27 protein-coding genes and 1 tRNA gene are annotated in these 22318 nt (G+C 59.2%); 7 read left to right on the top strand and 21 right to left on the bottom strand.

What is annotated here, in order from left to right:
• The first annotated feature begins 123 nt into the window (after nt 1–123).
• On the top strand, nt 124–2025 hold the full coding sequence (han, locus tag MU558_RS13365; RefSeq protein WP_246966884.1) for a Hef-associated nuclease: 1902 nt from the start codon (nt 124–126) through the stop codon (nt 2023–2025).
• A 12-nt stretch (nt 2026–2037) separates the two neighbouring features.
• On the opposite strand, the gene MU558_RS13370 is transcribed toward han, so the two are convergent.
• From MU558_RS13370 to MU558_RS13385, 4 genes are all read right to left on the bottom strand, one after another.
• The gene (locus tag MU558_RS13370) at nt 2038–3462 is read right to left on the bottom strand and encodes an MBL fold metallo-hydrolase (protein WP_246966886.1); all 1425 of its coding nucleotides are present in this window, start codon (nt 3460–3462) and stop codon (nt 2038–2040) included.
• 271 nt (nt 3463–3733) lie between these two features.
• Nucleotides 3734–5566 carry a phospholipase D-like domain-containing protein gene (locus MU558_RS13375; RefSeq protein WP_246966888.1) on the bottom strand — a complete coding sequence of 611 codons (1833 nt, stop codon included), beginning with the start codon at nt 5564–5566 and terminating at the stop codon, nt 3734–3736.
• Nucleotides 5567–5611: 45 nt separating this feature from the next.
• Nucleotides 5612–6844, bottom strand: coding sequence for a HEAT repeat domain-containing protein (locus MU558_RS13380; protein WP_246966889.1), 1233 nt, complete (start codon nt 6842–6844; stop codon nt 5612–5614).
• A 75-nt stretch (nt 6845–6919) separates the two neighbouring features.
• The gene (locus tag MU558_RS13385; protein ID WP_246966897.1) at nt 6920–7639 is read right to left on the bottom strand and encodes a protein sorting system archaetidylserine synthase; all 720 of its coding nucleotides are present in this window, start codon (nt 7637–7639) and stop codon (nt 6920–6922) included.
• A 107-nt stretch (nt 7640–7746) separates the two neighbouring features.
• On the opposite strand from MU558_RS13385, the gene MU558_RS13390 reads away from it, so the two are divergent.
• A complete protein-coding gene (locus MU558_RS13390; RefSeq protein ID WP_246966899.1) occupies nt 7747–8184 on the top strand; it encodes a cupredoxin domain-containing protein in 438 nt (145 codons plus the stop codon).
• Nucleotides 8185–8412: 228 nt separating this feature from the next.
• Here MU558_RS13390 and MU558_RS13395 read toward each other — a convergent pair whose 3' ends face one another.
• From MU558_RS13395 to MU558_RS13415, 5 genes are all read right to left on the bottom strand, one after another.
• Nucleotides 8413–9054: a 30S ribosomal protein S3ae gene (locus MU558_RS13395; RefSeq protein WP_246966901.1), complete on the bottom strand. Its 642-nt coding sequence runs from the start codon at nt 9052–9054 to the stop codon at nt 8413–8415.
• Complete coding sequence (locus tag MU558_RS13400; protein WP_246966903.1) at nt 9051–9317, bottom strand: KEOPS complex subunit Pcc1; 267 nt, start codon at nt 9315–9317, stop codon at nt 9051–9053. The genes MU558_RS13395 and MU558_RS13400 overlap by 4 nt, the downstream gene beginning before the upstream one ends.
• The gene (locus MU558_RS13405) at nt 9314–10474 is read right to left on the bottom strand and encodes an exonuclease (protein ID WP_246966905.1); all 1161 of its coding nucleotides are present in this window, start codon (nt 10472–10474) and stop codon (nt 9314–9316) included. Before MU558_RS13405 ends, MU558_RS13400 begins: the two co-directional genes overlap by 4 nt.
• A complete protein-coding gene (locus tag MU558_RS13410; RefSeq protein ID WP_246966907.1) occupies nt 10475–10942 on the bottom strand; it encodes a 30S ribosomal protein S15 in 468 nt (155 codons plus the stop codon).
• A gap of 196 nt (nt 10943–11138) precedes the next feature.
• On the bottom strand, nt 11139–11336 hold the full coding sequence (locus MU558_RS13415) for a hypothetical protein (RefSeq protein WP_246966909.1): 198 nt from the start codon (nt 11334–11336) through the stop codon (nt 11139–11141).
• Nucleotides 11337–11691: 355 nt separating this feature from the next.
• Here MU558_RS13415 and MU558_RS13420 point away from each other — a divergent pair.
• A tRNA-Ala gene (locus tag MU558_RS13420) sits at nt 11692–11763 on the top strand.
• Nucleotides 11764–11876: 113 nt separating this feature from the next.
• On the opposite strand, the gene MU558_RS13425 is transcribed toward MU558_RS13420, so the two are convergent.
• The 6 genes from MU558_RS13425 to MU558_RS13450 form a co-directional block, all read right to left on the bottom strand.
• Nucleotides 11877–12881, bottom strand: a complete 1005-nt coding sequence (locus MU558_RS13425) for a tyrosine-type recombinase/integrase (RefSeq protein WP_246966911.1) — start codon at nt 12879–12881, stop codon at nt 11877–11879.
• A gap of 244 nt (nt 12882–13125) precedes the next feature.
• Nucleotides 13126–13371: a DUF7389 domain-containing protein gene (locus tag MU558_RS13430; protein ID WP_246966913.1), complete on the bottom strand. Its 246-nt coding sequence runs from the start codon at nt 13369–13371 to the stop codon at nt 13126–13128.
• Entirely contained in the window at nt 13368–13577 is a 210-nt protein-coding gene (locus tag MU558_RS13435; protein ID WP_246966915.1) for a hypothetical protein, read from the bottom strand. The genes MU558_RS13430 and MU558_RS13435 overlap by 4 nt, the downstream gene beginning before the upstream one ends.
• Entirely contained in the window at nt 13574–14341 is a 768-nt protein-coding gene (locus MU558_RS13440; protein WP_246966917.1) for a hypothetical protein, read from the bottom strand. The genes MU558_RS13435 and MU558_RS13440 overlap by 4 nt, the downstream gene beginning before the upstream one ends.
• Nucleotides 14338–14655, bottom strand: a complete 318-nt coding sequence (locus MU558_RS13445; protein WP_322987018.1) for a PadR family transcriptional regulator — start codon at nt 14653–14655, stop codon at nt 14338–14340. The genes MU558_RS13440 and MU558_RS13445 overlap by 4 nt, the downstream gene beginning before the upstream one ends.
• A gap of 2 nt (nt 14656–14657) precedes the next feature.
• Nucleotides 14658–15026 carry a hypothetical protein gene (locus tag MU558_RS13450; RefSeq protein WP_246966919.1) on the bottom strand — a complete coding sequence of 123 codons (369 nt, stop codon included), beginning with the start codon at nt 15024–15026 and terminating at the stop codon, nt 14658–14660.
• 194 nt (nt 15027–15220) lie between these two features.
• On the opposite strand from MU558_RS13450, the gene MU558_RS13455 reads away from it, so the two are divergent.
• Together MU558_RS13455 and MU558_RS13460 are read left to right on the top strand one after the other, a co-directional pair.
• On the top strand, nt 15221–15547 hold the full coding sequence (locus tag MU558_RS13455; RefSeq protein ID WP_246966921.1) for a helix-turn-helix domain-containing protein: 327 nt from the start codon (nt 15221–15223) through the stop codon (nt 15545–15547).
• Between the two features lie 348 nt (nt 15548–15895).
• A complete protein-coding gene (locus MU558_RS13460) occupies nt 15896–16075 on the top strand; it encodes a hypothetical protein (RefSeq protein WP_246966923.1) in 180 nt (59 codons plus the stop codon).
• Between the two features lie 8 nt (nt 16076–16083).
• Here MU558_RS13460 and MU558_RS13465 read toward each other — a convergent pair whose 3' ends face one another.
• The 5 genes from MU558_RS13465 to MU558_RS13485 form a co-directional block, all read right to left on the bottom strand.
• Nucleotides 16084–16767 carry a hypothetical protein gene (locus tag MU558_RS13465; RefSeq protein WP_246966925.1) on the bottom strand — a complete coding sequence of 228 codons (684 nt, stop codon included), beginning with the start codon at nt 16765–16767 and terminating at the stop codon, nt 16084–16086.
• Nucleotides 16768–17226: 459 nt separating this feature from the next.
• Nucleotides 17227–17868, bottom strand: a complete 642-nt coding sequence (locus MU558_RS13470; RefSeq protein ID WP_246966927.1) for a hypothetical protein — start codon at nt 17866–17868, stop codon at nt 17227–17229.
• A 202-nt stretch (nt 17869–18070) separates the two neighbouring features.
• The gene (locus MU558_RS13475; protein ID WP_246966929.1) at nt 18071–18376 is read right to left on the bottom strand and encodes a hypothetical protein; all 306 of its coding nucleotides are present in this window, start codon (nt 18374–18376) and stop codon (nt 18071–18073) included.
• Nucleotides 18377–18491: 115 nt separating this feature from the next.
• On the bottom strand, nt 18492–19154 hold the full coding sequence (locus tag MU558_RS13480) for a site-specific integrase (protein WP_246966931.1): 663 nt from the start codon (nt 19152–19154) through the stop codon (nt 18492–18494).
• Nucleotides 19155–19270: 116 nt separating this feature from the next.
• Nucleotides 19271–19936 (bottom strand): hypothetical protein, encoded by a 666-nt coding sequence (locus tag MU558_RS13485; RefSeq protein ID WP_246966933.1) that lies wholly within the window; start codon nt 19934–19936, stop codon nt 19271–19273.
• A 299-nt stretch (nt 19937–20235) separates the two neighbouring features.
• Between MU558_RS13485 and MU558_RS13490 the strand changes: the two genes are divergently transcribed.
• Nucleotides 20236–21051, top strand: a complete 816-nt coding sequence (locus tag MU558_RS13490; protein ID WP_246966941.1) for an HNH endonuclease — start codon at nt 20236–20238, stop codon at nt 21049–21051.
• A gap of 272 nt (nt 21052–21323) precedes the next feature.
• A complete protein-coding gene (locus MU558_RS13495) occupies nt 21324–21671 on the top strand; it encodes a hypothetical protein (protein WP_246966943.1) in 348 nt (115 codons plus the stop codon).
• Here the strand turns inward: MU558_RS13495 and MU558_RS13500 are convergent.
• The gene (locus tag MU558_RS13500; protein ID WP_246966946.1) at nt 21658–22227 is read right to left on the bottom strand and encodes a hypothetical protein; all 570 of its coding nucleotides are present in this window, start codon (nt 22225–22227) and stop codon (nt 21658–21660) included. The genes MU558_RS13495 and MU558_RS13500 overlap by 14 nt on opposite strands.
• Nucleotides 22228–22318: the final 91 nt, after the last annotated feature.

The raw sequence follows: 22318 nt of genomic DNA on the forward strand, positions 1-22318 counted from the left end.
TTGCGGGCTTGCCGTTGCTAAACGTTCCGAAAGGCGCGCCAGCCGAACGTGCGGGCGGTCTCGTCACGCGGCCGTCGTTTCTTGGCAAGCGTTATACGCGACCGTCTCAAATTACGCCCAACGATGACACGTGATTCTGCCGGCGAGGCCGGCGAAGACGGACATTCCGTCGTCTACGATCTCGCTCCCGACTGTACCGCAGAGGACGTCGAAGAGGGAACCGCCTACCTCGCAGAGATAAACGGTATCGTCGAGTACGGCGTCTTTGTCGACCTCTCTGACTCGATCTCCGGACTCGTCCACGAGTCCGTCCTCGAGGGAACCTACCGCGTCGGCGACGAACTCGTCGTCGAACTCGAGAACGTCCGTGAGAACGGCGACCTGGCGTTCGAACCCGTCGACGTCGAGGAGTACGACGTCGAATCGGTCTCCCACGATTACGCGCTGACCGGGACCGGCCGCCTCGAGGCGAACGTCGGCGAACAGATCCACCTCGAGGGCGAGGTCGTCCAGGTCAAACAGACCGGCGGCCCGACGCTCTTTCACGTCGCCGACGAGGACGGCGTCGTCCCCTGTGCCGCCTTCGAGGAGGCCGGCGTCCGCGCGTACCCCTCGATCGAAGTCGGCGACCTCGTGCGCGTCACCGGCACGCCCGAACGACACGAGGGAACCGTCCAGATCGAAGTCGACGGCCTCTCGACGCTCGACGGCGACGTCGAACGCGAGGCACGGGAACGCCTCGAGGAGGCGCTCGAGGCCCGCGCACAGCCACACGAGGTCGAACCCCTGATCGACTGGCCGGCCTTCGAGAAACTCCGTCCCGACCTGGAGGAGGTCGCCCGCCTGCTCCGGCGGACCGTCCTCGAGGGACGCCCGATCCGGGTGCGCCACCACGCCGACGGCGACGGGATGTGTGCCGCCGTCCCGGTCCAGATCGCACTCGAGCAGTTCATCGCCGACGTCCACGAGGACGACGACGCCCCGCGTCACCTCGTCAAGCGCCTGCCGGCGAAAGCGCCGTTCTACGAGATGGAAGACGCGACTCGCGACCTCAACTTCGCACTCGAGGACCGGGCCAAACACGGCCAGCAGCTCCCACTGTTGCTGATGCTCGACAACGGCTCGACCGTCGAAGACGTCCCGGCCTACGAGACGCTCACCCACTACGACATCCCGATCGTCGCCATCGACCACCACCACCCCGACCCCGAGGCCGTCGAAGACCTGCTCGACGCCCACGTCAATCCCTACCTCCACGACGAGGACTACCGGATCACGACCGGGATGCTCTGTGTCGAACTCGCCCGGATGATCTACCCCGAGCTCACCGACGAACTCCGGCACATCCCCGCCGTCGCCGGCCTCGCCGACCGTTCGAAGGCCGACGCCATGGACCAGTACCTCGAGCTGGCAGCCGAAGAAGGGTACGACGAGACGCGCCTCAAAGACGTCAGCGAGGCACTCGACTATGCGGCCTTCTGGCTGCGGTACAACTCGGGCGACCAGCTCATCAGCGACCTCCTCGAGGTCGACGCGGACGACGAGCAGCGCCACCGCGACCTCGTCTCGTTTTTCGCCGACCGCGCCCGCGAGGAAGTCGACGAGCAACTCGACGCCGCGATGGCCCACGTCGAACACGAGGTGCTCGACAACGACGTCCACCTCTACCGGATCGACGTCGAGAACTACGCCCACCGCTTTACCTACCCCGCACCCGGGAAGACGACCGGCGAGATCCACGACCGCAAGATCGAGGAGACCGGCGACCCGGTCATCACGGTCGGCTACGGTCCCGACTTCGCCGTCCTCCGCAGTGACGGCGTCCGACTCGACATCCCGAACATGGTCTCGGAACTCGAGGCGGAAGTCCCCGGCGCGGGCGTCTCCGGCGGTGGTCACCTCGTCGTCGGCTCGATCAAGTTCGTCAAGGGCAAACGAGAGGAGGTCATCGACGCACTCGTCGAGAAGATGGCGGCCGCCGACATCGACGAAGCGCTCTCGAGCGCCGTCCCGATCGACGACTAACGATAGCGAGCGTCAGTCGCCCGCGGATTCGGTGACTTCCGTCGTTTCGGTGGCCTCCACGTCGGCGTCGGTCTCGACGTCGTACCCGTGGGTGTGGAACGAGCCGAGACAGTTGAACAGGCCTCGTTCGTAGATGTCCGGCTCCTTGCTGATCCCGATGTGCGAGCCGATCTTCGCGTCCGCCCAGTAGGCGTTGTGCGGGCCGTCGAAGAGCCGTCTTAAGAGTCGCGGGTCGACCTCCATCTTGAGATACCCATCGTAGTCGTCGACGTCGACGTCCGTCACGTACCGGTACCCCTCGCCGTTTGCCGAGAGTTCGAGACAGACGTCGTCTAGCAATGGGATGAGGACCGTCGTATCGGTGTTGTAACCGATTCGTTCGCGTTTCTCCTCGAAGTTTTCGTAGGCGTAGGGGACGTACGCCTTGAGTTCCGATAGCGTCGGCATCGGATCGGTCTCGTAGTCGAAGGTTCGGGGCGCGAGTTCCTCCTCGATGTACCGGCGTTTCTCCTCCTGATCGATCGGTTCGAACGGCGCAGACCGCTCGCCGGTCTCGAGGTCGATGTACTCACCGGAGTTCAAAAAGACGCACTCGTGTTCGTCCGGATCGACGTTTTGCCGGAAGAACTCGTAGGCCCGTTCTCTCGGCGGGTTCGCCGTGTACTGATTCAGGTGCGCGAGGTTCCCCGCCAGCACGTACTCGCCGGCAAACGGCATGTAGTAATCAGGTTCGAAGATGTCGATGAACTCGAGGGCCAGTTCGTGTTTCTCGCGGATCACGCGGTCGCGCTCGCGGAGTTTCGTCTCGTGGTCGTAATTCGTCACCGCCTGCGGGTAGAACTGGGCTGCGCTGTACTGGTGACAGAGCAAGTCGATGTGCCCGTACTCGTGTTTTATTCGTTGGAACACAGACTCGGCGATCGGGTACGGGCAGTCGTTGGTATCCACGACCGTGTACTCCCCGTTGTCGACGACCGCCATCGAGTCGACCTGCGTCGACCCGGTCTTCTCGGCTTCGGTATCGTACCACGTACAGCCGAAGAAGTTACCACATAGCTCCGGGTCACAGCCATCTGCTGCGAGGACGTTAATGTGCGTGTCCCCGTTCAACTGCGTCCGTTCCCCGTGTGGCAGCTCGATGACTTCGAATCCCAGCTCTTCGATCGCCTCCCGCAAGTAATCCCATCGGTAATCGTGAATTAACACCGGAATGTCAGTGTCCAGACGCTCGAGCGTCGCGGGGTCGAAGTGATCGGGATGAATGTGCGAGATGTAGATGTAGTCGGCGTCGTTGAAGTCCTCGGGTTCGAAATCCGGTTCGGGGTAGTGCGCCCACGATCCGTAGTACGCGCCGTCGACCAGCCAGGGATCACAGAGGATCTTCGTATCCTCGTCTTCGATCACGATTGCCGCTGACTCGAGGTACGTTACTCGCATACCGTCTCTCCTCGCCGGTGTCGACCTTTATTATGAGTAACCTATCGGGTACAGTATACGTCTCTTGAGAAGGGCGTGAGATCCGAATAGTTGGTGCATCGTTCACCTACGTGTTCCGTTCCGGGAGCGCAATTCTCGTGCGTTTTCGGCCGATAACGGTGTCTGAGCGCGGACCGACGAGAGATAGTGCTCCAATTACAGAGTTAAGGGATGCCAACCGGATGGATACCGAGTCGCTTCCATCGCACGGGCAGTATCGACTCGAGTGCCGCTAGCGAAACGTATCATCCGACCCCCCTCGAGCGTCGAACTCGACGTATCGCCGGCCCGCGAGACCTGCGGCTGCGAGTGCGATCGCGAGCACTCCGACGAGAGCGACCGGGAGCGGCCACGACCCGCCGTCCCAGTCGGCGTCGAAGACGTTGGCGTAAAACGTCCCGACCTCGGACCCGTGGAGGACGAGCAGGACCTCGCGGTTGTCGCGAAACGAGTTGTCGTTCCAGTTCGCACTCCCGACGATCACCGTCTCGCCGTCGACGACGACTCCCTTGGCGTGGAGTTTCTCGAACCGACCCCGGGGCTCGACGAGTCGCACCTCGAGTGGCAGGTCCTCGGCGTCGGCGGTCCGCTCGAGCCAGGCCGCGAGTTCACGGTTCTCGTCCTCGACGTACCACGTGGCGTCGAGCAAGATGCGGACGTCGACGCCGCGGCGTGCCGCCTCGAGACTCGCCTCGAGCAACGGGAACGTGCGGTCGCCGATCCGGACCTGTTCGATGCGAATCGACTCCTCGGCACCGGCCAGCAACTCGAGCGTGCGCGCTTCGGCGTTGTCGGGCGCGAGAAGCACTTCGACCGAGTCGACTGCGACGGTCTCGGACGTCGTTCGCGTGGCGAACTCGCCCGTCGAGGGCTCGTCGTCGACGAACCGCGCCGTCTCGCGGTAGTCTACCCACGGCGTCGTATCCCGGCCGTCGGCGTCCGCACTGAAGACCGTCGCCAGGGTCGTCGCCACGTCCGGGTCGTCGACGCGGACGCCCCAGCCGCGACTCGAGGCACCGCCGACGCCCGACGGCTTCCAGTTCTCGGTGAGTACGAGCGCCTGGTCGTCGGCGACGGCGTACTTCGGGTGGTGGTAGGCGTACCGTGCGCTCTCACCGCCGAGGACGCGAACCGTCACGCCCGCCGCGGCGAGGTCGTCGAGGACGGGTCGCGTCCCTTCCGGCATTCCACCGACCGGGGCGGCCTCGACGAGAACCGCGACGTCGACGCCACGATCTGCGGCGGCGACGAGTTCGTCAGCGACGGCCGACGACGTGAACGTATACCCCGCCAGCAGGATCCGTTCGTCGGCAGTGGCGAGCGTCTCGAGTGGGACGTCTGGCGAGTCGGGCAGGACGAACGCCGTCGCCTCGTCGGCGTCAGCGGTCGAAACGGGAAGGCAGGTCGTACCGTCCGGCCACCAGACGCCACCCGATCCGTCGGCTCGGTACCAGACGTCGGCGGTCGGCGCGCGATCGTACGAGACGACATCGACGACACGACCCTCGCGGCGCAACTCGAGATCGTCGCCGTCCGCGGCCAGCCGGAGGTGTCCCTCGAGTTCGACGACGGGGTCGTCGGTCAGTCGGCGTGTCTCGGCGGGATCCAGACTGAACGCGACTCGGCCGGCGACGGAGTCGTTCGGGAATCCGGCGGTAGTGTGACCGTCCGTCACCGTCCAGTTTCCGAGATTCGTCTCGTCGGGGAACGCGACGACGAAGTACTCGCCGACGTTGCCGTCCGTCGTCGGATTGGGATACAGTTCGACGACCCGCGGCTGGTCGCCGCGATCGATCGCCGCCGCCCGCTGGCGGGTCGACTCGGTCGGACCGTCGGGACAGCGATCGGCGACCGACTGCGAGCGAGCGGCCACCGGTGGGGGCGACGACTCGAGCGACGTCGACCCTGGCTGCGGCGGTGCGTCCGTGGTCGGATCGTTCGTGAGCGGAGACTGTAGAGAGGAGAGTGCGCCGGGACCGACGGGGCCGTCGTCCGTCCCGGTGGCTATCGGCGGAACGGCGAGGAGCGAACAGACGAGGACGACGGCGACCAGCCCGGTACGCATCGGCGGGTCTGGCCGCGCTATCGTACTTAAATAGTGGGTCGGGCGTCAGACCGCCTTCTCGGCTTCGGCCTGGACGATGTACGAGCGATCGTCCGCGTACCCGGAAACGGCCTCGAGTGCGTCTTCGGTGCCGATCTGGTTGAGCGCCCACGCTGCGCTGGCGCGGACGGTGTCTTCCTCGTCGGAGTCGAGGACGTCCGCGAGCGGGTCGATCGCACGCGTGTCGCCGATCAGTCCGAGTGCGCGAGCGGCCGCACTGCGAACGTCGGCGTTGTCGGTGACGAGCTGGTCTGCGATCGGCTGGACGGCCTCCTCGGCACCCATCTCGCCGAGCGCCTTGAAGGTCGTCTTCTGGAGCAGCGGGTCGGACTCCGCGTCGACGTAGTCGAGCAGCGTCTCGAGGACGTCCTCGTCGGCGACGCCGATCTTTCCGAGGACGGTAATCGCGTCCCTGTCGCGCTTGCCGGCGCGCTCGAGCATCGGCTCGATCGCTTCCTCGGGGCCCATCCGGATCAGGGCCTCGATGCAGTGTTCCTGCATGAAGTCGGAGTCGAACGTCTCGAGTGCGAGCAGGACCATCTCGACGTTGCCGCGCTTCTCGTGGACTTTCAGCGCGTGCCACTCCGGCGGGTAGTCTTTGACGTGGTCGAGGACGTCGTAGTAGCCCTGGTACTCGAGCTGCTCGCGCACCGAGAGGTCGCTCCAGGACTGGGCGTCGTCGACGCCGGCGGCGAGGTCGTCAGTGGCCTCGAGCAACGCGGCGATGGTCTCGGCGTCGTCGTCGGGGTCGAGGGTCGCGTCTTCGACCGCCACGCCTGCGTTCTCGAGCGTCGCCGTCAGGCGGGAGGGAACGTCGTCCCTGTCGGCGAGGGACAGCGACGTGTCGAGTTCGGCCTCGAGGTCGGCGAGGAACGACTCGACGACCTCGACCAGTTCGCTCTCGCCCTGTTCGGTCCAGCGCGTCTCCGCGATGTCGGCTTTGGCGTCGTCGATCTCCGCGACGACGTCGTCGGCGTAGGGTCCGCGTTCGTCTTCGACGGCGGACTCGAGGTCGTCGAGGTCGGACTCGAGTTCTGCGGCGGGATCCTCTGCGTCCTCCTCGTCCTCGTCGGGTTCGGGGAGGTCGGCGGCCTCGAGGTCGTCGCGGACGGCCTCGATCTCGGCGTCGATCTCGTCGAGGTCAGATTCGGTTTCGGCGGCCTCGAGGTCGTCCTGGATCGACTCGATGCGGTCGCGAAGCGAATCGACGGCGCTCTCCGACGCTTCCTCGTCGCTCATGGTTCCACCCGGCGAGCCGTCGCCGGCGTGGCACTCGTGACCGTGTTCATACGGGGAGGTGTGACCAGGACACTCCTAAGCGTTTCCATACACTCCGGACGGCGACGGCTCTCGAGCCCAGTACAGCCGCGGACTGAGGAACATGTACGCCAGTCCGAGCGTGAGCAGCGCGTACGGGAACGTCCGACCGGCGACGTTCGGAACGAGGATCGCGAGCGCGTGGACGACGCCCATGATGAGTGCGTCGCGGGCGAGCAAGTCGGGATAGCGAATCCGTGAGACCATCAGGTAGCAAAACGCCGCGGTGACGCCGAGGACGAGCCACGGGTCGGCGACGCCGGCGAGGATCGCAGCGCCGAGGATCGTCGCGGCGAGCGTCGTCTGGATCCCCTCCGTGTAGTCGTCGGCCGTGTCGTAGGCGGTGTACATCCCGAGGCGGGCGACGGCCATCGCGACGAACAGCGCACAGACGCCGCCGGTCAGCAGCAACTCGAGCGAGAGCATCTCGAGGTCGACGCCCAGTCCGTCGGTGACGACGACGAACGCGAGGACGGCGGGTGCGACGGCGAACGAGGAGACGTCCGCCAGCGAGTCGAGGTACGGACCGACGGGGGTACCGCCGTACCGCCGTGCGAGGATGCCGTCGAGTCCGTCGGCGATCGCTGCCAGCAAGACGAGTCGGGCGGCGAGTCGGACGTCGGCGAACGCGACGACGACCGCGAGGAAGCCGACCGAGGCGTTGGCGATCGTCACCGCGTCGGCGACGCCGAGACGGCCGACGAACCGGGGCAGCATACTCGCGGATTCTGCGTGCAGCGACCTTACGTGTTTTCGTTTCGTGGCCGGGCGCGTTCGAGAATCGAACCGGGGTCGTTATACCGCCTCTTTCCCAACGTTCGACCATGCATCGGCGCGCCTACCTCGCCGCACTCGGAAGCAGCGGGCTCGTCGGACTCGCCGGCTGTACGGCGCTCGGAGATGTCGGGAGTAGTCTCTTCGGCGGGGAGGAGGAGGAGTACGATATCGGGATGACCCGCAACGCGTTCGTCCCCGAGACGTACGAGGCGACGGTCGGCGAGACCGTCGTCTGGAAGAACACGAGCTCTGCACTCCACACCGTCACCGCCTACGACGACGGCATTCCCGAGGACGCCGAGTACTTTGCTTCCGGCGGCTACGACAGCGAGACTGAAGCCCGCGAGGCCTGGAGCGAGGGGCGAGGTGGGTTCGACACGCGCGAGACGTTCGAACACACGTTCGAGGTGCCGGGACGGTACGGCTACGTCTGTCTCCCCCACGAACGGACGGGGATGGCTGGCATGGTCGTCGTCACCGAGTGATGACTCCCGCTCCCGCGACGGATCGAAACTCGTTTTCCGATCTCGGTCGTCCAGCAGCCCAGCAGCGCCGTCGCTCGAGCGTGCGCGAGGCGCACCGCTGTCCGTTGCGTTTCGAAAACGTGATCGAAAATCGCTCGCCAACCTCGTCGTAACGTCGGCTGTATCTGTTTACCGGTGCAACCGAACGACGTTCGTGGTTGCTCCGGGAGTGACGGCCAACCGACGGGATCAGTCGTCGGTAGCGACGTCTTCTTCGTCGACGTCGACCGACGTCGCCTCTTCTTCCGCGACTTCCTCGGGGTGTGCCTCGAGGGTCGCCTTCTGGATCTCGACGCGGCGAAGCGGGTAGATCGTCTTGGCTTCGCCGTAGATCGCCGAGGAGAGTCGCCCCTCGACGATGCCGTCGATGAGTTCCTCGAAGGTGCGCTCTTCGGCGGCCGACTCGACCATCTCGACCATCGTCTCGCGGATGGCCTTCTCCTGGCTCGCGTCGGCTTTCTTCGTCGTGAACGCGACGGGCTGGACCTGCACGCGGTAGTCGTCCGTCGTGAGGACCGTCACGTACGCCTCGATCTTCGAGGCTCCGCGTCGGACCAGCGAGCGCAGGTAGTCACGGGTGAGCGAGTGCTCTTTGAACTCCGTGTACGCGCTGTCGCTGCCGACGTCGGTGATCCTGAAGGTGAGTTTCGTGTTGTTCTCGCTGGCGTTGTTCGTCAGGTCGCCAAGCGTCGTCTCGATCGTGCGGTCGAGTACCTGTTCCGGTTCGTCTGCGGGGGTCTCGCCGAGCTCTTCCCGGTCGAACTGCTCCGGGGCGAGGACGGTGTACCACCGCTTTTCCTGTTTCGTGCGTAAGACTGATCGTTCGCTCATTGATCTGGTTCGTGTGTATCGCTAGACGCCTCGTCGGCGTCGGTCTGCGTTCGTGCGTGCTGTGCTACCGTCGTCGCGACGTCGAGGTTGACCACGTAGTCGTCGACCGTCGAGTGGAGTCCGCCCGTCGTCTCGCGTTCGATCCGTGTGACGACGACGTCGCCGTCGACGTCGGTCGCCATCTCCGCGGTGTTGTCGGGCGCGATCGCACTCGCGACCAGTTCCGGGTCGTCGTGTTCCGTCCGAATCGTCGCTCGTCTCATAGTCGATCCCTCACCGTCGCGATAATCGTCGAATCGTCCATCTCCGGGTCGTACTGCAGGTAGCCACGTCGCCTCCCGACGTCGTAGTCGGCCTCGAGTTCTCGACTAACTGCCTCGAGCGGCCCGCCGAGCGAGCGCGCCTCGAGCGTGGCGATCCCGGCCTCGCCCTCGCCGATCGCGAGGACGAACGGCTCGGGCGACCGGTATCGCGCCGCCACGCTGGCGACCGTCTCGACCGGGCCGTCGTCGACGCCGACGACGAACAGGCCGTCGTACCGGCCCGTCGACGCCCCGTCGAGCGCGTCGTGTGCCCGTCGGCCGTGCTCGCGCCAGGCCTCGAGCGCCGACTCGCTTGCGTCGTGGCCGATCGCGAGCGCGACGCCCGTTCCGGGCGCAACGAGGGCGGTCGCCTCGAGGACGTCGGCGTAGCCACCGACCGTGGCGAACGGCCCCTCGGGCGTCGCATGCGGGTTCAGGACGCGGCCGATCGCGTGGGCCGCGCTCTCCGTCGCCGGCTCGTCGCCGACCGCCTCGAGCGCGACCAGCGAGCCGACGCGTCGCCACGTCTCGTCGTCGAGGTCCTCGGAGTCGAGGTCCTCGGAGTCGAAGTCGAGGTCGGCGAGTGACTCGGTCGTCGCCTCGCTGTCGCCGGACCACGGCGCTCGACACAGCGTCGAGTACGCGAGGTCCGCGACGTCGTCGGTCGGGATCGCGACGCCTGGACGGCGCTCGAGCAGGCCCCGATCGCGGGCGGTCTCGAGCAGGTGCTCGGTCTCGCCAGCGCCGGGTTCGACGCCAGCCGCGAACGCGCCAGCGAGCGCGAGTACGGGATCGGGTTCGACGCCGAGCTCCCGCGAGAGATCGCAGGCCGCGAGCGTCGTCGGGCGATCGCTCGGCGCGAGTCGGTGTGCGTCGCCGTCGATCGCGCCGATGGCGAGCGTTTCCGTCGTGTCGTCGGCGGCGGCGACCCGGTCGGTTCGCGACCCGACCGTTGGTCGAACTGCCGCCTGGAACGGCGTCTCTCGTTCGGCGAGCGCGCGAGCGACGATCCCGACGGCCGCCAGCGCGTCACCGTCGGCCCGCGAGACGATCCGGACGAAGCCGGCGCTCTCGAGGGCTGCGGTCGGCAACGCTGCTGGACGACCCGTGGTGGACATTTACGCTTCGAGGATCTGTTTCGCGACGTCGTAGGAGTACGTGAAGTCGGGCTCGAGTTCCTTCCCGCGGTAGTAGTCGACCAGCCGGCGCACCTTCGACTCGGTGTTCTGCAGTGCGCGCTTGTTCTGGTAGTCCTGCGGGTTCTCGTTGACGTGCTCGCGCAGGCGCACGGCACGTTCCATCAGGTTCCGCAGGTCCTCGGGAACGTCCGACTTCGCGTCGTTCTCCTCGAGAATCTCGGAGACCTTCTTGCCGGTCGCCAGCTTGACGTCCGGTACGGGTGTGCCCGTGACGCCCTCGTCGCGCAGCTTGATCCCGATCTGGCTGGGATCGTAGCCCTGCTCTGCCAGTTCGACGACCCGCTCTTCGATCTTCTCTGGGTCGACGTCGCTCCACTCCGGTGGTTCGTCTGCCGTCGGCTTGTCCGAACCGGACGAGCCGCGACGGCGGGTGTGCATTCGTGCCATTGGTCGAGGATAGGAATCGCACTGACCGCTTCGCGTGAATCCGGCTCTCACCGGGTGCACTTCCGCAATCCCAAGCCGTCCAATCGGACGACGAGTCAGATTTGCGGCCGTGCGCTTCCCACCGGAGGTTGGCCACTCGCCGACTAAAGGGTTTCTACCTCTCGCGCCCTCGAGTCTTCGCCTGCCGTGACAGTCGCTACAGCTCCCGGGCCTCCACAGCACCGAGCCGACACCCACACGGCGACGCGCGATGATCGTCCGGCCCCCTCGAGTGGACCCACATCACTGGGTCGCCACAGCGCGGACACGCCGGTGCCAGCCACTCGCCGACCAGCTGTTCGGCGTCCACGAGCGGCTCGTAGTACGGCGTCGCGTCGTCGCTCGAGTCGCTCATCGGACACCTCCGGCGGTCACTCGAGTCGTGGTGCGATACGTCTGTCTTGCGAGACGTTTATGTCTCGCTAGAATGAACTCGGTCATGGCTTTCGAAGCCTTGCGGCTTGGAAGCCACGTCTCGGGTGTTCTGGCACCCGGGGCATTTCGGCGCATGTCCCCGCGACTGGTCGGGACGTCGCTTCCGTACGAATGGTGTCTGGCGTGTTACTTATAGTTACTGAACTGTGTGGTGTAGCGTCATCTTCGTGCAGGGAGCGTCGGATCGATCGACAGCAGAGTGTGGGACAGTGACGTGGACTCGAGGAATTCGAGGGGTTTATCTATTCCCGTCGGAAAGAATTGAGTGCGAACGAGGGCTCGTAGATCAGCGGTAGATCACTCCCTTGGCATGGGAGAGGCCCCGGGTTCAAATCCCGGCGAGTCCACTTCTAAAAAAGGTTCTCAAGGCTTCTACCCCTTGGTTTCTGGCTTTTCGCGGCTTCTCGATGTCACTGTGTGAGGGAGTGCGGTCTCCGCGGTTTCTCTGAGTCATGCTCTTTTAAATGTCGGTGATGAAGTCTCGGCGTTGTTCCATTTTCTCGCGGTCGGTTCTGCGGTCGTAGTGTCGCTCGAGAACGTCCGACGAAACGTCACACCGATCGGTGACGATCTCCTCGGGGACGTCCTCGCGTAGCTGGTAGGTGATCGAGCCGCGCCTGATCGTGTGTGGCGAGAGGCTACTCGGACACGTCGAGTAGTGGCCGTAGAAGCGCGCCTCGCAGTCATCTGGATCGCGGTCGTGTGGGCACTCACCGTAGAGACAGGGCTGAGTGAGCCGGTACACCTCCGACCGAATCTGACCGGCACTGAGCCGGCCCTTGTCGCTCGTGATAAGCGGCTCGCGTCCGTGCTCGTCGACGACGTCGTGCCGATGGAACCGGATGTACTCGTCGAGCACATCGCAGTAGTAGTCGTCGAGTGCGAGCGGCCGCTCGGCCGGCCCCTGATTCTTCAGCGGCGTTCCCGTCTCGGGTCGGTGGCGAAGCCAGACGTACTGCTCGTCCGGGTCGTAGTCGTCGAGGTCGATCGCCCGGAGGCTACCGAGGCGAATCCCCGTGTGCCAGAGCACTGCGATGATGACGTGCTCTCGGCTGGCCCGTTGGTACCGCTCGAGGTAGCTCAGAAGTTCCCGAGCTCGGTCCTCGTCGAGCATCTCGTCGCGCGCCTCGTCGTCGCGATCGACGTCGGGCAACTTCACCCGCTCGCGCATCCCCGGCTCGACGGCGTCGATCGACGCGCAGAACTCGAGGAAGACACGCAGTGTAGCCAGTTGACCGCGAAGTGTGACGAGATTCACGTCTTGCTGTCGCCACACGCGGTAGCGGTGAAGGTCTCGCCCGGTGAGATCGTTGAGGTTGTCGAGCCCGACCTCGTCACACCACTCGACGAACGCGTTCAGCCGGTACCTGTGGTTCTGTAACGTCTTCCGGCTCACCTCGAGTTCGCGGTGGGCGACGTAGAGGTCGACCGCCTCCTGGGGCGTGATCGGCTCGAGGTCGCTCATCGGTCACCTCGCTCATGTTCAGTGTCCGTGTCTACGTACCGCTCCGAGTACCGAATCGGATGTACGTCAACGTGCGTGATTCCGGTACTCGTCTTGCAGAACGCACCACATCGAGCGCACCGAAGGCGGCCATTCGTATCCGGAAAGGCCATCACCGGCTCATCATACTCACGACACTGATGCCAGTAGCCGTTCGACATTCCGAGCGCGTGTTGGCGTTCAATACCGCCCGTGCAGTATCCGTTCATGCTTCCACCTCTCCGAGTTCGGACTGATCGTCGGCAAGGCGACGACGTCCTCGAGAGTTCTCCGGCTGGATGTTTCGGACCTCGTCGGCCCAATCTTCGAGCTGTCGGCGAACCCGCTCGAGTTTGTGATCGAGTTCGTCGACGGACTCGGCGCTCACTTCTGCGCGGATCTTGTCGCGATCGTCGGTCGACGTCCCGCGCGTGAGTTCTGTCGTGATGGTGATCGCGTCGTCGTCACTCATGCTCGAACCCTCCGCGTTGCGTAGTTCTGGAGCGGCTCGAAGACGCCACCACGTCGGAGTTCCTCGCCGTCGTCGGTGTGCGCGATGTGTCCGCCAGCGTGGCACTCCGTACAGCGGTAGCAGATGGTGTCGGTACTGCCCCAGGTCGCTCGACGAGCGGTACTACCGCAAGTCGCGCAGGTGACGGTCTCGGGCACGACCGTCATTCCGATCCCTCCTGCAACTCCTCGAGAACGCGCTCGAGGTCGCTCTCGATGTCCTCGTGCTGGGCGTGCCTGACGTTGATGTACGCCAGATCGGCACCCTTCCCCCAGAGATCCGACGAGCGCAGATCTCGGGCGAAGTCCGTCACGACGTGGTCGACGTCACGGTGACCTTCGCCGGCGAGACGGAGTCGGTCGGCGATCGTCCTCGGAAGGTCGCTTCCTCGAGGATCGGAACCGTCGTAGTCGACCATCGCTCGGGCGAGTCCGACGAACGCCTCGACACGGCCGTCGGCGACGACGTCCCAGTCCTCGATGTCCTCTCGAGTGAGTTCGTAGTTCGTGTTGGCGTCCTCACTGTTGAGCAGCGTCTCGACCGCGCCAGCCTTCCAGTAGCGCTGGTTCCGGAGCTTCCAGAAGTCAGCGAACGCCGCAAGCGTCTCGAGTCGGCGGGTGATCGAGACGTCGACGCGCACCTTCTCGATCGTGTCGTCGCTCCGTTCAGTGACGCGGGTCACTGGTCCGGAAGCGGTGACGAGGAACGAGTGAGGGAGCCGAATCGCACCTGGATCCTCGGGCGTCTCCAACTCGTCGGCGAACGTGTCCGTGTCGTCGACGGCGACGCCACCATCAGTCACCAGTTCGGGTTCGGCTTCGTAGTACTCCTCGAGTTTGTCGGCGCAGTCCCGGCAGACGTAGCCGTCGGGCGTGATGACCTCTTTCCAGCCGTCGCAGCCGGGCGTGTCGCAGGAGTAGAGCGAGTTCATCGCTCACCTCCGTCGGTCACCAAGAGCTCACACGCGTCGGCTCGGCGGTAGATACTCTCCTCGAGCATCGCTTTCGCGTCGGACGTCAGCGTGTAGCTGTTCGTTCGGCCGTCGAGTTCGTCGCGCTCGAGAAGCCCGTCGTCGACGAGCGTGTTGAGGTTCTGGTACAGCTGGCCGTGGAGCACTTCGCCGTGTTGCTCCTCGAGCATCTCCTTGATCGCGAGTCCGTAGGGATCCTCGCCGTCGCGCTCGAGTCGAGCGGTCTCCTCGAGGACGTCACGCTGGAAGCCGGTGAGGTCTGACCACGTGGTCATGTTCAGATCCCCTCCCGCTCGTCGCGCGTGACCGCGTGGTCGTCGATCGCCGTGTTGATCGCCGTCGGCGAGCGCATCCCTTCACCGTGGATCGCATCGAGCGTGTTGACGATCTCGGTGAGAACAGCGTTCTGGTGGCGCATCTCCTCGGCGATCGCCTCGAGCGCGTCGGCCTGGCGTTCCGTCGGCGACGTCTCCTCGAGGCCGCCATCGGCTCGAGTCTGCGCACAGACTCGGCACGTCGCTTCACCGCGACGGGCGTCGTAGCCGTCCGCTCGAGCGCCGCAGTCGCAACGAGCGTCAGTATTATTCGTCGGCGATGCCTCTTGTCGTGCGTGGGGGATCAGCCCCACAGTGGTTCCGTCAATCATCCTTGGTGAACGGAGCTACCTTCTGGGCGGCGCTGCAACGCCGCCCGGTCTCACATACCAACAAGAGTCATCTTCAGCCGAGTTGGTAGCTCCTCATCAGCTACCAATGTCCTACCGTTGCATAAATGTAACGCTGTGTCTAAATAGCACTATTCGGGGCAAATAGGGTACTAAAAGGTGTAAAGGGGACGTGAATGCGTAAATCAGGGTCATGGATGACGATCTGGGACGATCGTATACTTGAGTACATACGTAGGGAGGGATCAGGATCGCCCAAAGAGCTCGAGGAGAGTGGTTACGTTCGAGTTTCGAAATCTCATATCTCTCGACGTCTAAGAAAACTAGCAGAGCATGGTCTACTTACCCATCTTGGAAACGGAGTTTACGTGATTACAGAGCGGGGAGAAGCATATCTCGACGGCGAACTCGATACAAGCGAAGACGCTCCAGAGACCCCGATTGATGTTACGGACGAAAACGGGAATGGAAACGGAGAAACAGGATCGAATCACGCTGGGTGAAAACGATGTCTCTTAGAAAAACAGCGACGTGGATGCAGCAACTTGACGATCGGATTCTTGAGCACCTGAGCGAAGAATCGTGGTCATCAGTATCACTAATGGCTTCACAACCTGAGTTTGATGCGTCAAAAGCCCGGATACGAGAGCGATGTCAAGTACTCACCTGGGCTGGGCTAATTGCACCAATACATCATGAGATGTATGAGATCACAAGGTGGGGAAAACTCTATTTGGAGGGCGAAATCGATGCAGATCACCAACCGCGACCAACTGCTCGTGTTCTTCGCAGTTGATCGTCGTTCTGTCTTTCCCGAGATTTTATAAGAGAAAACGCAGCCAAAGCCGCTGATGTACATTCAATATCCGGATGACTGGGATACACAAGACTGCATACTCGTTGCTGATGCGCTCGTCCGATACGCGCGCTGGGATTGTGAGGGCGATCGCGAAGAACGAGCAATTCAACTCGCTCACGAAGTTGCGGCAAGCGAGGGACTGACGCTCGAGGATGTTCCAGGCCAGTTATGAATGTATTATTAAATTACGTATTCTATCAATCTATATTCAAGTTCTATAGATATATTCGCAATGCCAACAAGCACATAGAATGATGCTGGTCCCGCTGTTAAGAGTAAGAATACTGTCCAGGTTGCAGACTGGAAAAAAACAAAACCAATAACAGCTAGTAGTGCTAGAGGTTTCCCACCTATTGCAGAGATTGCTAATCCGAATATGGGCAAGAATTCAGATTGAAAACCATCTGATGTTGAAACACTAGAGAGCGATACCCAACCAACATAATCGAATAATAGAAAAGCGCCTCCTACTAAGATTACCAATATTAATAGCGTGAAAAATCCCGCAAGGGTTTGTTGAAAGCCAGTATATAGGCCAGGTTTCTGCCTTGACGGAGGAATATAGGGGATCTCCTCTTTAAAGAAATAAGATAAGAACCCTGGTATAGTAGGAAACTCTGTTTCAGAATCTACCTCACCAAGATATTTTCCCCATACTTTTCCCATCTCTTTCTGGAGGTAATCTCCAAACCGCCAAGAGTAAATTGCGATAACGGAAGAGATTATGATTGTAAAGTATATTATGAAAAATAGCCATAGCGCTTCAAAAAAGGACACAGTTGGTGGTTCAATGAGTAGAACAACTATAAGTAATATGGAAGAAATCAAAAACAATATTAAAAACGAAACCACCTTGAATACCATGACAGAACTTCTGGGTGCCTGTACTGATTGAGGTTTATTTGCACTATGTAAATGATGACTCCAAGCCATAGTCAATAGATCTGTCTTAGATATAATTATTCGTGAAACTTCTAACTTCCTTTTGGGAATAAAGATGACTCTATGTTAATCTACGGTGACCAACCACCTTGTATGATCTCAACTCATCTGTTCTCGATTCTCTCCGCCAAGATAGCGAACTTTCCCACACGCTCGCTGAACCGCCTCCGGTGAGAATTTTCCGAGATAGTGCCGTCGGAACGTCTTCCAGTCTTCCCAACTGGTCCAGTCTATCGCAAAGGGCAGAAATACACCCTGCACGAGCAGGTTCGTCCCCCAGGTCCGTCGGAAATCGTGGAAGCCGAGGTGATCCCATCCGGCATCGCCCGTCTCATCGTACAGCTGGTCGTCGCTCGACCCACAAAATATCAGTGAATTTGATCAGTCGTCGTCAAGAACATCGACTTCGCCAGGAACAAATTCGTTTACATTTGACCAATATCGGAGGTCACGTGATCTGGCACCAACATCCATTATTGCAAGAATCCCAACGAGAACAGCGAGAGCTGTTAGTAGCCAATAGTTGGCACCGGTTGATGAGAAATTGTGATTCCAACCATTAAATGTGATCCCGAAGAAGAGAAGCATGGATATCTGCGAGTACGTTATAATACGCGTTAATTCGGTGAAGAGGCCAAAGATCGGGCCACCATATTTTGCGACAGTAACAGCAGTCCTTTCTCGAGGGTTGTAGCTATTTATAAGTCCAGAGTCGAAAGTGAATTTCACTATTATGAGAAAATAGACTACAATTGCCCATCCTTGAACAATCCTGGCTAGAAATACGATATTTTCCTCAACAATATCGAAAACGGGAAAATAAGTGCGAGATATCCAGATGGCAACGACGATAGCAGCAGCTAGGACTAGTGGCTTATTTGTAGGAGTTGCCGCTTCACTTGATTCCGGAATCTCGCCCATAGAATCTGTCAATATTTTCTTTTTCCTCTTGGTCAGCATTCTGTCCAAGTATACTTCCGATTCCGGCACCAATTGGAACGCCAATGGGTCCGGCAAGAGCACCTGCTGCACCTCCTATAATAGCACCTGCGGCTGTCGAGTTTCCGGATGGCTCCGCATGGATATCTTCTCGAGCGTAGTAAAACTCAGAACCACAATTTGAACATTCTAGTTGAATATTGGCTGGATATTCATTACGTCTGTCACGAATATCCTCTAAATAGATCTTCTCACCACAGTTATAGCACTCCACAAAAACCCGCATTTATACGTAGTTACTTCTTCTCCCGAAGTCGCTTTTCAGTCTTTGAGTGACCAGATCAACGTTGTCATCTGGTTTACCCCAATCTATGATCTGACTGGATGCTTTACTCTCTATCTCAATTTCATCGTCATCGATTCTTAAATTGATTTTCTCACCCCACGAGAGCAAGCTAGGTTGGGTTTTCAGAGAGATCCACGTTTCACCACCACTCACATCGACAGACTCAATTATCAGATCCTCTTCCTCAGCCAGCGTTTGGATGAAGCTCCGCGCGTCTTCTTGCGTAACCCCCCTAGGGAGCTTCACGGTGTTTTTAGCGGGCATTCTTGGAACCTATCTATACGTTTGATCGCTATGCACATCAATCTTGGAGGAGGTATAATTGTCTTCTGAAAAGAGTCTCTTTCTGTAGAGAATTTAGTTAGCTACCTGAATTTGTTGTGAGTGGTGTTTTTACGCGGTCTGTTTGCGTATGCTCAGTGTCTGGATTTCCATTCAAATAATTCACTTTTCCTCGCTCCCGTCGAATCGCTTCCGGTGAGAACTCCCCAAGGTAGTGCCGTCGGAACGTCTCCCAATCCTCCCAGCCGCCCCAGTCCATTACAACGGAAGGAAGTACACCCTGCTCGAGCAGGTTCGTCCCCCAGGTCCGCCGGAGGTCGTGGACGTCGAGGAACGACCAGCCGCGATCTCCGGTTTCAACCTGGAGTCGCTCGGCAGCTCGGCGAACCCAGCGATACACCGTCTTGTCGGCGACGTCGACGATCGGCTCGCCCGGTCCGATCCCGGCGGCGTCGGTGTGCGCGTCGATGTAGGTCACCAGTCGATCAGGGACAGGCGGCTCGCGGTAGTGCTCTTGCTTCGCGACGTTCTCCCAGATTCGCAGGTGCGTGCCGGTCGGTGTTTCGACGACGTCGGCGGGCGTCACCTGGACGATCTCGCAGCGGCGCAGTCCGCAGCGCCCGGCGAGTAAGAACGCGATCGTCTGCTCGGTGTTTTTCGCTTCCGCGATGACGGACTCGAGTTCGTCGTCGCTCAACCACACTCGCTTGCCCTCGCGGTGAGGGTACGGCTTGAGTCTCATCGGTGTCCTCGATCCTCAGTTTTGTCCCTACAGAACATGAAGGATCGGGTTATCAGTACGCAAATCAGGCTCGATCTCGATCGAAATGTCCTCGAATACAGGCTTCGCGGACATTACTACGAGAGGACAAGAAAGTGGGCATATAATATTGTCAGATTTTGGAGGAGGATCCGAGTCCGTGAGTCCATTCTACGATAGAATTCTCCTGCACCGTATCGCTTGTAGAGCATATTAAGTAGAGATCCAACTAGCATCGTTGAGACAAAAATCATGAGTGACACAACGAGGCTACCAAAAATCATCCAACCCCAGAACACGCTAATCGGTCGTCGAAGCAGTGTGAGAAATGCCCCATGAAGAAATTGGCCGAGCTCGCCTGGAAGAGGAGGCATTATTTGACGAGGCTCTTTTTGCTGCAACTGAACGACTTCTTCGGGAAGTTCATTATCTGGAAGATCGATTTTTTTGGCCTGCTTGATTGCCTTGTTTCTCTGTATTCTTCTCCATAACACCGTATCTGCTGTATTTGCCTCCCAACTTGCCACTACAATATTAAATAACAGTAGTTCCTCTTGGTCGTATACAATTTGGATTAGAAGAGGGGTTACAAAGAGAACGACACTCAGTATAACGAATGACGATACGTAGCTTAGAGGGAGATGCTGACCCATTATGTGGGATAACTGGACAACAAGGTACACGACCCCAAGGATACTGATCTCAATCATAATTACAAGAGACACAGTCATGAACTGAGAATAGATATCCGACTCATTTCTCATAACAATGATTCTCCGAATTACAGTCAAAAACGCAAAAGCCACCAGAAGGAGTTTTAAGATTTGGTAAGTCAGAACCCCATTACGAGGATAAGCAAGAACGACCGTCAACACTAGCATAAAGAACGCTATCTCAAAGTCGACTAAACTACTAGAATCAATATCCTGTTTGAATGCCTTAGACTCAGGGACAGGTTCAATATCTGAATGACGACTATCCATTTGCCAGATAGAATCCTATTCTAAATTGGTCTTATATCTATCGAGACGATTATTTATTTGACCAACACAAATGCTATTCTATGAGTAAGCTTCCGTTTGAAATCGGGCGGACGTACCATCGGGTCGAGGATATTCACGAAGAGTTCGGCGGAAACAGGTATAGCGGAATCGCGCCCTGTGGGGATTACCCGTACGTCTTCATTTTCTTCGGCGAATCCGGAGAATGGCACGGATATGACGATGAACTCCTCGAGGATGGAAGGCTACTCTACACCGGTGAAGGACGAGACGGAGACATGACAATGGAGGCCGGAAATGCAGCAATCCGGGACCACGAAGAAAATAACGACGAGATTCATGTCTTCGAAAGCGGTGAAGGTGCGTGGGAGGTGTCCTATGTCGGTCAGTTTGAATATGAGGATCATCACTGGACGCGTCTCCCAGATCGTAGCGATAATATGCGCGATGCAGTCCGATTCGAGCTCGTCCCTGCCGGTGGTGTGGAAATGGATACTGGGGTCACAAGCCTCGATGACATCCCCGTAGATGAACTGTACGATCAGGCTGAGGCGAGTGTGAATGGCGAAGGTCGAACGACGAGCGAATCGCGATCTCGCACCACGTATTCACGATCGGAGGTTGTTAGAAAATACGCGCTTCGAGCCGCTGACGGTGTGTGTCAAGGCTGTGGTGATGATGCCCCGTTTCTCACTGATGATGGAGAACCCTTCCTCGAGGTACACCATCTTCGCCGGCGCAGCGACGGTGGGGCCGACCACCCAAAGAATGTGATCGCACTATGTCCGAACTGCCATCGACGGGTCCACCATGGGCGTAATGGAAACGAATTTAATCAAGATCTGATTGGCAGAGCAGAACAACTACTCCCGAGGTAGTCGATTGTCCTCGAAGACGGGATTCGCGGACACAGTACTCCAGTAAGTAGAGATGCTCTCCCTATTGGTGATACTCACCATGAGAAATGCCATAATTGGTTGGGGAGTAGCGAGAATATATCCCTGGAACGGATTTGAAGACAGTTTTGTGGACACGATCTTTCAACAGTGGTATACTCTTTGAGTATTGTTCTGCCAGTGTCCCGCCAACTCTATAGATTAATAGACTACTTTGAAGACGAAAGGGTGTGAAGTAGGCGGTACTATAAGAAATGGCAACAGAACAAATTGAAAGCAATTCAGATCAAGAGATAGAAAGGCAGCCCGAAACATGGCAGGAACGAATCGTGCGCTGGCGATATGAGTCAAACAGTACACCCAAGCGGATCATTGGATTTTGGCTGAAAGCAGGTATTGAAGTCATTATTATCATTGGCATACCAATGGGATTATTCATATTCACAACTACAACTCTTGTTGATTTTACCCTCTCAACACTTCCAATCCTTCCAACTGCTTTAGAATCAAAGACGATAGCGTGGTCTATACTTACCGCTGGAAGTTGGTTGTCACTTCGATGTATGCTAACAGAGGAACTCGAACTGGTCAATGCGCAATAGAAGATGGAGGAGAATTATTTTTTCCTCTAGCAATACTATCTAAGAGCGCATCTGCGGTGACGTCTTTGGCGGCACCAAACATGTGTGCCACAGAGACTGCCAATTGTATTACTAAACGGGCAGGAGTAGGGACTGCCAGCATGAATCTAAGCTCAAATATCGGATACACAACAGCAATTGTAATGCCTAGTGCAGGAGTGGATATACTTCCAATAGTGAATCCAAGTAGAGCACCGATCAGCACAATCGTATTAACGAATACAGCAATAAATACTAGAAGATATTGTTTCTCTTGGCTATTTACATCTTCAAAGAACTCCTGAATGGAGTCCACACCGGAAACGCGGAATAAGGAAACAGTCAACGCTGTATAGATGACAAACCACGATACTGCAGTATACATGACGTAGCCCGCAAGTTCAGGGCTAAAAATATAACTCCCGATCAGGGTTGGGCTCAGAAAGAGGGTATGACCGAGACTAATAGGTACAAGGAAGAATCCAAGCACGGCCCAATATCTGAGCACTACTCGTGGGATTCCTGGAGCCTCACCCATTGTTCTGGGATAAACATACACTGTTCTAATGGGTAAAACTTTTCGGTCGTGTCCCAAACTCGTCTAGAGTCGTAACTGACTCCTGTGGAAA

The organism is Natribaculum luteum (assembly GCF_023008545.1).
In the GTDB taxonomy this organism is placed as follows: domain Archaea; phylum Halobacteriota; class Halobacteria; order Halobacteriales; family Natrialbaceae; genus Natribaculum; species Natribaculum luteum.